This is a genomic window from Agromyces mariniharenae (assembly GCF_008122505.1).
Lineage (GTDB): Bacteria > Actinomycetota > Actinomycetes > Actinomycetales > Microbacteriaceae > Agromyces > Agromyces mariniharenae.
Genome location: NZ_VSSB01000001.1, coordinates 2,617,882 through 2,628,738 on the forward strand (window position 1 = coordinate 2,617,882; position 10,857 = coordinate 2,628,738).

Here is a 10,857-nt window from a genome sequence, read left to right on the forward strand (position 1 = left end):
AGGTCGTGTCGTGATCGTCGGGATCGGCATCGACGTGGTCGACATCGTGCGCTTCGAGCGCTCGATCGAGCGCACGCCCGGGCTGGTCGAGCGCCTGTTCGCCGAGAGCGAACGCGGTCGCCCGGCCCGCTCGCTCGCGGCCCGGTTCGCCGCCAAGGAGTCCCTCATCAAGGCGCTCGGCGGCCACACGATCATCCGCTGGCACGAGATGACGATCGTGCAGGACGTCGACGGCAACCCCGACTTCCGGCTCACGGGCGGCATGGCCGAGCACATCCGGCTGCTCGGCATCGACCGCGTGCACCTCTCCATGAGCCACGACGCGGGCATCGCGAGCGCGTTCGTCGTGCTCGAGTCCGATCGGGGCGAGGGGTGAGCGAGACCCCGTCGACGGATGCCGCGTCGCGTCCGTTCCGCGAGGCCGTCATCGACCTCGACGCCGTGCGCGAGAACGTGGCCGCGCTGATCGCGCAGGTCGCGCCGGCCCGGGCCATGGTCGTGGTGAAGGCGGACGCGTACGGCCACGGCGCCGTGCCGGTCGCCCGCGCGGCGCTCGCCGGCGGCGCCTCGTGGCTCGGCGTCGCCGACCTCGACGAGGCGATCGCGCTCCGCGACGCGCGCATCGACGCGCCGATCCTCGCCTGGCTGCACGATCCCGACGCCGACTTCGCCCGGGCGGTGCGGCGGAACGTCGACGTCGGCGTCTCGTCGATCCCGCAGTTGCGCGCCGTCGCGGAGGCCGCGGCATCCGTCGGCGAACGCGCCGAGGTGCACCTGAAGATCGACACCGGCCTCAGCCGCAACGGCGTCGCGCCCGACGAGTGGCAGGAGGCCGTCCGCGCGGCCGCCGAGCTCGAGGCGCAGGGCCGGGTGCGCGTGCGCGGCGTCTTCAGCCACCTCGCGAACACCTCGCCCGATGAGGACGCCGCGCAGCTCGCCGCGTTCGATGCCGCGCTCGCCGCGGCATCCGACGCCGGCCTCGCACCCGAGGTGCGGCACGTCGCGTCGACCGCGGGCGCGCTGCGCCGCCCCGAGTCGCGCTACGACCTCGTGCGCCTCGGCATCGGCTGCTACGGGGTGCCCCCGTTCGGCGACGGCACGACGGCCGCCGAGCTCGGGCTCCGTCCCGCCATGACCCTGCGCGGGCGCGTCGCCGCCGTGCGCCGCATCGCACCGGGCACGGGCGTCTCGTACGGACACGTGTGGCGCGCCGACCGGCCCACGACGCTCGCGCTCGTGCCGCTCGGTTACGCCGACGGCGTGCCCCGGCAGGCGTCGGGCCGAGCGGAGGTCTGGCTCGCGGGAGCCCGCCGGCCGATCGTCGGGCGCATCGCGATGGACCAGTTCCTCGTGGAGGTCGGCGACGACGCCGTCGTGGTCGGCGACGAGGTCGTGCTGTTCGGCGATCCCGCGACCGGCGCGCCGTCGGCCGACGAGTGGGGCGACGCGGCCGACACGATCGGCTACGAGATCGTCACGCGCATCGGACCGCGGGTGCCGCGCACCTACGTCGGAGGCGCCTGATGCGCGTCGACGCTCCCGACACGGCGGCGATGGAGGCGTTCGGCCGCGAGCTCGCCACCGGGCTCCGCGCGGGCGACCTCGTGCTGCTCACGGGCCCGCTGGGCGCCGGCAAGACGACGCTGACCCGCGGCATCGGCGAGGGCCTCGGCGTGCGCGGTCCCGTGCAGAGCCCCACGTTCGTGCTCGCGCGCACGCATCCGAACCTCGTCGGCGGACCGCCGCTCGTGCACGTGGACGCGTACCGGCTCGAGAGCGCGCTGCACCTCGACGACCTCGATCTCGACTTCGACCGCTCCGTGGTGGTGGTCGAGTGGGGCGTCGGCCTGCTCGACGGCGCGAGCGACTCCTGGCTCGAGGTCGTCATCGAGCGGCCCGAGGGCGTGTCGGCCGAGACGACGACGGATGCCGCCGACGCCGAGCACCTCGGCGCCGACGAGCCGCGCGTGCTCGAGCTGCGCGGCTACGGGCCCCGCTGGGCCGGGACCCCCTTCGACGCGTCGAAGTAGGCTGGATCCATGCTCCTCGCGATCGACACCTCGACGGGCACGAGTGTCGCCGTCGTCGATCGCGACGGCGGCATCCTGGCCGAGGCCGGCACCGACGACACCATGCGGCACGCCGAGGTGGTGGGCGAGCTCATCCGCGACGCGCTCGCCGGCGCGGGCGTGCGTCCGGCCGACCTGTCCGGCGTCGCCGGCGGCATGGGTCCCGGGCCGTTCACCGGGCTCCGCGTGGGCATCGCCGCGGCGCACGCGTTCGCGGTGGGCATCGGCCGCCCGTTCGTGCCGGTCGTGAGCCACGACGCCGTGGCGTGGGCGTGGTATCGCGCCGGCAACGAGGGACCGCTCCAGGTGCTGACCGACGCGCGGCGGCGCGAGTTCGCCGTGTCGGGCTACGACGGGCTCGACGACGACGACCTGCCCGTGCGCGTCGACGGCCCGGTGCTCAGCCCCCGCGACGACGTGCCCGACGCGGTCGGCACGCGGCTCGAGGCGCACTACGTGCAGGCCGGCGCCGTGGGCATGCTCGCCGAGCTCGCCTTCGCCGCGCGCCGGCTCCCGCTCGCCGAGGACGCGCCGCTCTACCTGCGCGCGCCCGACGTGACGCCGTCGGCCGGGAAGCGGGTCCTGCCGTGAGCGTGTTCATGCGACGGGCGAAGGTCGACGACCTCGAGGCGATCATGCGGCTCGAGCGCTCGACGTTCGTGAACGACGCCTGGCCCGAGGCATCCATGCGTCGCGAGCTCGAGAACCCGCACGCCTACTACCTCGTCGCCGTCGACGACGACGCCGAGGACCCCGAGCAGCGCCTGCTCGGCTACGCAGGCCTGCTCGCGCCGCCCGACGGCGGCCAGGGGGACATCCAGACCATCGCGGTCGCGGAGTTCGCGCGCGGGGTCGGCCTCGGCCGCGGCCTCATGCACGCCCTCATCACCGCGGCCCGCCGCAGGCACGTCGCCGAGATCTTCCTCGAGGTGCGCGCCGACAACCCGATCGCGCGGTCGCTGTACCGCTCGCTCGGCTTCGTCGAGATCGGCGTGCGTCGCGGGTACTACCAGCCCGACGGCGTCGACGCGATCTCGATGCGGCTCGAGGTGCCGGCCGCCGTCACGCGCCCCGCGGCATCCGGGAGCGGCGCATGAACCGCGACGCCCCACTTGTGCTGGGCATCGAGACGTCGTGCGACGAGACCGGGGTCGGCATCGTGCGCGGTTCCCAGCTGCTCGCCAACGTCATCGCCTCCTCGATGGAGGAGCACGCGCGCTACGGCGGCGTCGTGCCCGAGGTCGCGGCGCGCGCCCACCTCGAGGCGCTGGGCCCGACGATCGACGCGGCGCTCGCCGAGGCCGACGTGTCGCTGTCCGACGTCGAGGCCGTGGCCGTCACGAGCGGGCCCGGGCTCGCCGGCGCGCTCATGGTGGGCGTGGGCGCCGCCAAGGCGCTCGCGCTCGCGCTCGACCGGCCCATCTACGCCGTGAACCACCTCGTCGGGCACGTCGGCGCCGACATCCTCGACGACGCGGCGCCGCTCGAGACGCCGACGATCGCCCTGCTCGTCTCGGGCGGGCACACCTCGCTGCTGCTCGTGCGCGACCTCGTCTCCGACGTCGAGCTCCTCGGCGAGACGATCGACGACGCGGCGGGCGAGGCGTTCGACAAGGTCGCACGGCTGCTCGGCCTGCCGTATCCCGGGGGGCCCGAGATCGACCTCGCGGCGATCGGCGGCGACCCGGCCGCGATCCGGTTCCCGCGTGGACTCACCCAGCCGAAGGATCTCGCGGCGCACCGCTACGACTTCAGTTTCTCGGGACTCAAGACCGCCGTGGCGCGCTGGGTCGAGCAGCGCGAGGCGGCGGGGGAGCCCGTGCCGCTGGCCGACGTCGCGGCGAGCTTCCGCGAGGCCGTCGTCGACGTGCTCGTCTCCAAGGCGATCGCGGCCTGCACCGACCTCGGCGTGCCCCGGCTGCTGCTCGGCGGAGGCGTCGTGGCGAACGCGCGGCTCCGCGAGGTGGCCGAGCAGCGGGCGGATGCCGCGGGCATCGCGCTGCGCATCCCGCCCCTGTCGCTGTGCACCGACAACGGCGCGATGATCGCCGCACTGGGGGCGCAGCTCATCATGGCCGGGCACGGCCCGTCGGCGCTCGGCTTCGGCGCCGACTCGACGCTTCCGGTCACCGACATCCAGGCCTGATCGCCCCGCGCGGGAGGCTGTGCGCGGCCGATCCTGAGCGATAGTGTGTGCAACGTAAGCGGATGCCGCGAATGCGCGCGCCGCCGCCGGCGCCCGGGTGTGGCGCGGCGACCAGTGAATCCACAGCACCGAGGGGACAACGACCGTGACCGATCCGAACCTTCCCGAGCAGCAGCCCGGCGGCGCGGTGCCGCCGCCTCCGCCTCCGCCGCCGCCCGCGCCCGACTACGGCGCGCCGCAGCCCCAGCAGCCGGCGCCCGCCTACGGCCAGCAGGCCCCCGCGTACGGCCAGCCCGCTCCGGCATACGGGCAGCCCGCGCCCGCGTACGGCCAGCCCTACGGCCAGCCCGCCAAGAAGACCAACGTGCTCGCGATCGTCTCGCTCATCGCGTCGATCGCCGGCTTCGTGATCGCGTGGGGCATCGGCTCCATCGTCGGCATCATCTGCGGGCACATCTCGCTCAGCCAGATCAAGAAGACCGGGGAGGAGGGACGCGGCCTCGCCGTCGCCGGCCTCATCGTCGGCTACATCGGCCTCGCGCTGGCGATCCTCTCCGTCATCGTCCTCGCCATCGTGTTCGGTTCGATCGCCGCCTCCGGCGGATTCACGACGCAGTACTGAGCACCACCGACTCCGACCACGAAAGGCCGATGACATGAGCGATCCCAAGAACCCCGACGCGCCCCGACCCGACGAGCCGACCGTCCCGACGCCCGACGAGCCGACGGTTCCGTCGGAGCCCGAGCCGACGTTCCCGTCGCCGACCGAGCCCACCGTCCCCGACGCGCCGACCGCGCCGCCCGCGCCCGAGGCGCCGGGTGCCCCCGAGGTGCCGTCCGCGCCCGTGCCGCCGTCGGCGCCCGAGCCTCCCGCGCCGCCCGCGCCGCCGAGCTACGGTGCCGCGACGCCGCCCCCGCCGCCTCCGCCCGCCCCGGGCTACGGCGCGCCCGCGGCGGCGGCCGAACCCGGTTCGCCCTACGGCGCGCCGCAGCCCGGATACGGAGCCCAGCAGCCCGGCTACGGCACGGGCCGCCCGCCCGGATACGGCGAGCCCGGCTACGTCGCGCCCGCCTACGGCACCGGCGCGCCGGCGAAGCCGACGCCCGTGTTCAGCCTGATCTCGCTCATCGCCGGCATCATCGGCGTGGTCGGCGGGTTCGCCGTGGTGTGGATCCCGTTCGTGGGCGGCATCATGCAGCTCATCATCCCGGCCGGCGCCGTCGTGCTCGGCTTCCTCGGCCGCAAGAAGGAGCCCGCGGCCAAGGGCATGTGGCTCACGGGCATCATCCTCGGCTTCGTCGGCGTCGCCATGGCCCTGCTCTCGATCATCTTCTGGAGCATCGCCTTCGCGAGCTTCCCGAACTACGTCGACTACACGTACTGAGGCCTTCCATGATCGACCGCGACGGGGTCCCGCCCTCGGGCGGGGCCCCCGACCGTTCTCCGCCCGAGGAGCCGCACACCGGGGGTGACGCTCCGACGGCTCGAGAGCAGGACGACGAGCGCGCGGCACGCGACGCGAGCGGCGAACCGGTCGCGCGAGACGCGAGCGACGCACCCGTCGCGCGTGACGCGAGCGACGCACCCGTCGCGCGTGACTCCAGCGACGAACCGGTCGGGGCCGAGCCGATCGCGCGGGAGGCCGACGCGGCATCCGACCGCGGAGCCGACCGGGACGAGGGGCTCGTGGCGCCCCCGACCGAGCCGACGCTGCGCGCCGACCCGGCGGTTCGCGAGTTCGAGGTGCCGTTCGACACCGGCGAGCTGCAACGGGTTCCGACCGGCCAGCTCCTCGTGGTGCACCGGCCCGAGCTCCCCGACCGAGCGTCCGCCGACGACGAGGAGCAGGACGACACCCAGCGCCGCGTCTACAGCTGGGTGGCCGCGGTCATCGGCGTGATCGGCGCCGCCGCCTCCCTGTTCGTCGGCTGGATGCTGCCGCTCTCGATCGCCGCGCTCGTCTTCGGCGTGCTCGGGCTGCGCCGCGAGGAGGAGGGGCGCACGCTCGCGTTCGTGGGCATCGGCACCGGTATCGCGGGACTCGTCTTCTCGGCCGTCTGGATCGGCTACTACGCCATCGTCTTCGGCGCGCTGCCCCGCTGATCGCAGCTCAGACGCGTTCCACGAGGAGCGCCACGTGGCGCCCCGCCTCCCGCGTGAGCACGATCGTGGCGCTCTCGTCGCCGCGCAGCTTCAGTCGCGTGCGCAGTGCCGCCGGGTCGACGTCGACGCCGCGCTTCTTGATCTCGAGCGTGCCGATGCCGCGCGCCGCCAGCGCCTGCCGCAGCTGCCGCTCGTCGGCGGGGAGGCGGTCGAGCACGCGGAAGCCGCGCGCGAACGGCGTCTCGAACGCGACATCCGCGGTGAGGTACGCGATGCCGTCGCTCAGCATCCACGCGCCGTTCGCGCGGGCGAGGTCGCCGATGAGGCGGGCGCGGATGACGGCGCCGTCGGGCTCGTACAGGTAGTCGCCGAGGGGGCCGGTCGGGGCGTCCTCGCTGTCGGCCGGCGCCGTGAGCTCGGCGGCGCCGTCGTCGCGGATGACGAGCGCCGCGCGGCCGATGCCCGGCCGCGCCACCGCGCCGAGCCACACGGCGAGCTCCACCACGTCGCCGTCGACCGAGACCCATTGCGCCTCGGCTCCGCCGGGGATCACGTCGCGGTCGGTGCCGGGGCCGAGCTTCACGCCCACCGGCAGGCGGTCGGCCAGCCCGAACGCGAAGTCGAGGCTCGGCGAGTAGTCCGCGGCATCCGCGAGCCGACGGGTCGTGCCGCCCGAGGTCCTGCGGCGGGCGGGGTCGAGCCAGGCGCCGCCGATTCCGCCGAGGGCCACGTCCTCGGCGCGCGCGTGCAGCACGCGCGCCTTCGGGAACGGGGTGAGGTTGAAGGTGGCGATGGCGGCCGTCACCTCGTCGGCGTCGGCCGCGGTGACCTCGAGGTCGACCGCCGCGAGCGCGAGGGCGTCGCCGCCGATGCCGCAGCCGAGGTCGGCGACGTGGCCGATGCCGGCGCGGGCGAAGCGACCGGCGTGGAGCGCCGCGACCTTCAACCGCGTGGCCTGCTCGAGCCCGGCCTCGGTGAACAGCATGCGCGTCGCGAACTCGCCGAACTTCGCCTTCGCCCTGGCGCGCAGCTTCGACTGGCTGAGCACCGCGGCCACGAGGCCGGGCGGATGCCCCTGCCGACGGAGCTCGGCGACGGTGCGCACGATGTCCGCCTTCGAGTCCCACTCGGGGAGCTGGTCGAGGAGCCGCAGTCCCTCGGGGGAGAGGAGTTCGACGAGGTCGGCGCGGTCCACCCGGCCACGCTAGCATCGCGCACTGCGGAGTTCCGCAGCGGCTGGCACTCACGTTGCACGAGTGCCAAATCGCGCCTAGACTCGGCTTAGCACTCTCGCAATGAGGCTGCTAATCAGTCTTCGCAAAGACGTCATTCGCCCAAACAGAGAAGGGGTCAACCGTGTCGGTTTCCATCAAGCCGCTCGAGGATCGCATCGTCATCAAGCAGGTCGAGGCAGAGCAGACCACCGCGTCGGGTCTCGTGATCCCCGACACCGCCAAGGAGAAGCCCCAGGAGGGCGAGGTCGTGGCGGTGGGCCCCGGTCGCATCGACGACAACGGCAACCGTGTCCCGCTCGACGTGGCCGTCGGCGACAAGGTCATCTACTCGAAGTACGGCGGCACCGAGGTGAAGTTCGGCGGCGAGGACTTCCTCGTGCTGTCGGCTCGCGACGTGCTCGCGGTCGTCGTCCGCTAGGTCGACACGAACCATCCGAGGCCCGGACGCCCATGCGGCGTCCGGGCCTCGTCGTGTCCGTGGGGAGTGCCGGGCGTAGGCTGAGCTGGTGTCATCCCGCTCCGAGACCGAGACCCCAGCGCCGCCCGCGCACCACGCCTCGGTGAGCCGGTCGGGGCTCGCGTTCGCGATCGCGGCCTACGGCCTCTGGGGCTTCCTCCCCGTCTACTTCATCGCGCTCGAGCCGGCCGGTCCGATCGAGATCGTCGGATGGCGCGTGCTGCTCTCGCTCGTCTTCTGCGTGCTGCTCATCACCGTGACCCGAGCCTGGCGTCCGTTCATGGCGCTCGTGCGCGATCGGCGGGTGCTGTTCACGATGGGGCTCGCGGGCGTGCTCATCTTCGTGAACTGGTCGACGTACGTCTATGCGACGCTCACGAACCAGGTCGTCGAGGCGGCGCTCGGCTACTTCATCAACCCGATCGTCACGGTGTTCCTCGGCGTGCTCGTGCTCCGCGAGCGCCTGAACGCCACCCAGTGGGTCGCCGTGGGCATCTCGATCGTGGCGGTCGTCGTACTCGCCGTCGGCTACGGCCAGCTGCCGTGGATCGCGCTGGTGCTCGCGTTCTCGTTCGGCTTCTACGGGCTCATCAAGAAGCGGGTCGGACCGAAGGTCGACGCGGTGTCGGGCCTCACGCTCGAGACGGCGTGGCTCGCGCCGCTGGCCGTGGCGCAGCTCGTGTTCGTCGCCATGACGAGCGGGCTCACCATGGGCACGGTCAGCCCGTGGCACACGGTGCTGCTGCTCATGGCCGGTGTTGTGACGGCCATCCCGCTGCTGCTCTTCGCCGCGGCCTCGCGGCGTCTCCCACTCATCTTCATGGGGTTCATCCAGTACTTCGCGCCCTTCATCCAGTTCCTGGTCGGCGTGTTCGTGCTGCAGGAGCCCATGCCGCCCGAGCGATGGATCGGGTTCGCCCTCGTCTGGCTCGCCCTCCTGGTGCTCACGTTCGACCTCGTGCGTGGAGCGCGGTCGGCGCGACGCGCCCCGGTGGAGCCGATCTAGGGGTTCGTCGTGGCGTCAGGGCCCGCGTCCGGGGGTCACGCTCGATCCGCGCGTCGGAAGCCTCCGACACGACGATTCCGTGCGTGCTCGCGCAGGAAGGTGTCGGCAAGGTAACGATTCCGAGGGTGTTACACGGTTGTGACCGGGTTCACTTGTTTCCTCCAGAGGCGGGCAATACTGTCAAAGCCACGGCGTCTCCAGACGCTGCTTTGTGTACCAGTCCTTCAGTCCCAAGGAGCAACATGAGCGTATTCGCGAAGGCCACGGCCTCGCGCTCGGCTCGCGCAGCGTGGACGGGGGTCGCCATCGCCGGCGTCAGTGCCCTCCTCCTCACCGCGTGCAGCACGGGTGCCCCGGCCCCCGCCGAATCGGAAGAACCGACCGAGGCGGCCGGCGACGCCCTGCCCATCGAGGCCGGCGAACGCGACCTGACCCTCAAGGTCGGCACGATCCTCCCGCAGAGTGGAACGCTCGCATTCCTCGGCCCGCCCGAGGAGGCCGGTGTCGCGCTCGCGGCGCAGGAGATCAACGACGCCGACCTCGGCATCAACGTCGAGGTCGTCTACCGCGACTCGGGTGACACCACCACCGACATCGCCACCGTCTCGGTGACCGACCTCCTCTCGCAGGACGTCTCGGCCATCATCGGTGCCGCGTCGTCCGGTGTGTCGTTCACCGTGATCGACCAGATCACCGCTGCGGGTGTCGTGCAGTTCTCGCCGGCGAACACGTCGCCCGACTTCACCGACTACGAGGACAACGGCCTGTACTTCCGTACCGCGCCGTCCGACCTCCTCCAGGGTGAGGTGCTCGGCAACCTGATCGCAGAAGACGGCGCTTCGACGCTCGGCCTGCTCGTCCTGAACGACCCCTACGGCACCGGCCTCGCGGCCGCGACCAAGGAGTCCTTCGAGGCGGCCGGCGGCGAGGTCGTGGCCGAGGAGCTCTTCAACACGGGTGACTCGAACTTCGACGCGCAGCTCTCGGCGATCAACGCCGCGAACCCCGACGCCGTGGCGGTCATCACGTTCGACGAGGCCAAGGTCGTCGTTCCGGCACTGGTCGGCTCCGGCTACCCGGGCGACCAGCTGTACTTCGTCGACGGCAACCTGGCCGACTACAGCGCGGACTTCGCGCCCGGCCTGATCGCCGGCGCCAAGGGCACGCTGCCCGGCCCGAAGCTCGAGGACGACTTCCGTGACCGCATGCTCGGCATCAACGCCGACCTCGCGGACTACAGCTACGGACCCGAGTCGTACGACGCGCTGATGCTCATCGCCCTTGCGGCGTACGCGGCGAACAGCACCGAGGGTGCCGACATCGCCGAGTACCTCCGCCAGGTGTCGGGCGGCACCGGCGACGGCGAGGCGGTCTCCTCCTTCGCCGACGCTGCGGCGCTCCTCGCCGAGGGCCAGCAGATCGACTTCGACGGCGCGTCCGGCCCGATCACCCTCGACGAGAACGGTGACCCGACCGAGGCGACCATCGGAATCTACGAGTACGGCGACGACAACACGTACACTCGCGTCAACTAGTACGCGTCGCCTGGAAGGGCCCCGGCTTCGGCCGGGGCCCTTTCGCGTGCCCGGGCTTCGGTCAGGGCCTTCGCGTGCATGGGGGGAGTCGTCAACACCGACCCGCGGCTCAGGCGCGGCTCAGGCGATCGGCCCGGATTCAGGCCGCATTCGGGGATCCGGTCCTGAGCAGCGCTCGATCGCCTGATTCGGGGCGGTGGCGTCGACCGGCACAGCTCCGGGGGACGCGTCGGCAGAGGGTCCCGCCCCATCGGACGCTTCGGGCCCGAGCGCCGCCCTCTGGCGGGCCCGGCCCGGCCCGCACA

General features: G+C 72.9%; 13 protein-coding genes. 12 read left to right on the forward strand and 1 reads right to left on the reverse strand.

Annotation, left to right across the window (positions count from 1 at the left end; translation table 11 throughout):
* The first annotated feature begins 10 nt into the window (after positions 1 to 10).
* The 9 genes from FYC51_RS12160 (at position 11) to FYC51_RS12200 (ending at position 6,319) form a co-directional block, all read left to right on the forward strand.
* On the forward strand, positions 11 to 376 hold the full coding sequence (locus FYC51_RS12160) for a holo-ACP synthase (RefSeq protein ID WP_148733844.1): 366 nt from the start codon (positions 11 to 13) through the stop codon (positions 374 to 376).
* A complete protein-coding gene (alr, locus tag FYC51_RS12165) occupies positions 373 to 1,524 on the forward strand; it encodes an alanine racemase (protein ID WP_148733845.1) in 1,152 nt (383 codons plus the stop codon). The genes FYC51_RS12160 and alr overlap by 4 nt, the downstream gene beginning before the upstream one ends.
* Positions 1,524 to 2,030, forward strand: coding sequence for a tRNA (adenosine(37)-N6)-threonylcarbamoyltransferase complex ATPase subunit type 1 TsaE (gene tsaE / locus FYC51_RS12170; protein WP_148733846.1), 507 nt, complete (start codon positions 1,524 to 1,526; stop codon positions 2,028 to 2,030). The genes alr and tsaE overlap by 1 nt, the downstream gene beginning before the upstream one ends.
* Positions 2,031 to 2,039: 9 nt before the next feature.
* Positions 2,040 to 2,660: a tRNA (adenosine(37)-N6)-threonylcarbamoyltransferase complex dimerization subunit type 1 TsaB gene (gene tsaB, locus FYC51_RS12175; protein ID WP_148733847.1), complete on the forward strand. Its 621-nt coding sequence runs from the start codon at positions 2,040 to 2,042 to the stop codon at positions 2,658 to 2,660.
* Complete coding sequence (gene rimI / locus FYC51_RS12180; RefSeq protein WP_238476315.1) at positions 2,657 to 3,166, forward strand: ribosomal protein S18-alanine N-acetyltransferase; 510 nt, start codon at positions 2,657 to 2,659, stop codon at positions 3,164 to 3,166. The genes tsaB and rimI overlap by 4 nt, the downstream gene beginning before the upstream one ends.
* Positions 3,163 to 4,215 carry a tRNA (adenosine(37)-N6)-threonylcarbamoyltransferase complex transferase subunit TsaD gene (gene tsaD, locus FYC51_RS12185; protein WP_148733848.1) on the forward strand — a complete coding sequence of 351 codons (1,053 nt, stop codon included), beginning with the start codon at positions 3,163 to 3,165 and terminating at the stop codon, positions 4,213 to 4,215. The genes rimI and tsaD overlap by 4 nt, the downstream gene beginning before the upstream one ends.
* 145 nt (positions 4,216 to 4,360) lie before the next feature.
* A complete protein-coding gene (locus FYC51_RS12190; RefSeq protein ID WP_238476316.1) occupies positions 4,361 to 4,837 on the forward strand; it encodes a DUF4190 domain-containing protein in 477 nt (158 codons plus the stop codon).
* A gap of 34 nt (positions 4,838 to 4,871) precedes the next feature.
* Positions 4,872 to 5,600, forward strand: coding sequence for an NADH-quinone oxidoreductase subunit J (locus FYC51_RS19275; protein ID WP_187432605.1), 729 nt, complete (start codon positions 4,872 to 4,874; stop codon positions 5,598 to 5,600).
* An 8-nt stretch (positions 5,601 to 5,608) separates the two neighbouring features.
* Entirely contained in the window at positions 5,609 to 6,319 is a 711-nt protein-coding gene (locus FYC51_RS12200) for a DUF4190 domain-containing protein (RefSeq protein WP_148733850.1), read from the forward strand.
* Between the two features lie 7 nt (positions 6,320 to 6,326).
* Here FYC51_RS12200 and FYC51_RS12205 read toward each other — a convergent pair whose 3' ends face one another.
* The gene (locus FYC51_RS12205; protein WP_148733851.1) at positions 6,327 to 7,514 is read right to left on the reverse strand and encodes a class I SAM-dependent methyltransferase; all 1,188 of its coding nucleotides are present in this window, start codon (positions 7,512 to 7,514) and stop codon (positions 6,327 to 6,329) included.
* 161 nt (positions 7,515 to 7,675) lie between these two features.
* Here FYC51_RS12205 and groES point away from each other — a divergent pair, with 161 nt between their 5' ends.
* The 3 genes from groES (at position 7,676) to FYC51_RS12220 (ending at position 10,552) form a co-directional block, all read left to right on the forward strand.
* On the forward strand, positions 7,676 to 7,972 hold the full coding sequence (groES, locus tag FYC51_RS12210) for a co-chaperone GroES (protein ID WP_022889766.1): 297 nt from the start codon (positions 7,676 to 7,678) through the stop codon (positions 7,970 to 7,972).
* An 88-nt stretch (positions 7,973 to 8,060) separates the two neighbouring features.
* On the forward strand, positions 8,061 to 9,017 hold the full coding sequence (gene rarD / locus FYC51_RS12215; protein ID WP_148733852.1) for an EamA family transporter RarD: 957 nt from the start codon (positions 8,061 to 8,063) through the stop codon (positions 9,015 to 9,017).
* Between the two features lie 242 nt (positions 9,018 to 9,259).
* Positions 9,260 to 10,552, forward strand: coding sequence for an ABC transporter substrate-binding protein (locus FYC51_RS12220; RefSeq protein WP_148733853.1), 1,293 nt, complete (start codon positions 9,260 to 9,262; stop codon positions 10,550 to 10,552).
* The last annotated feature ends 305 nt before the right edge of the window (positions 10,553 to 10,857 follow it).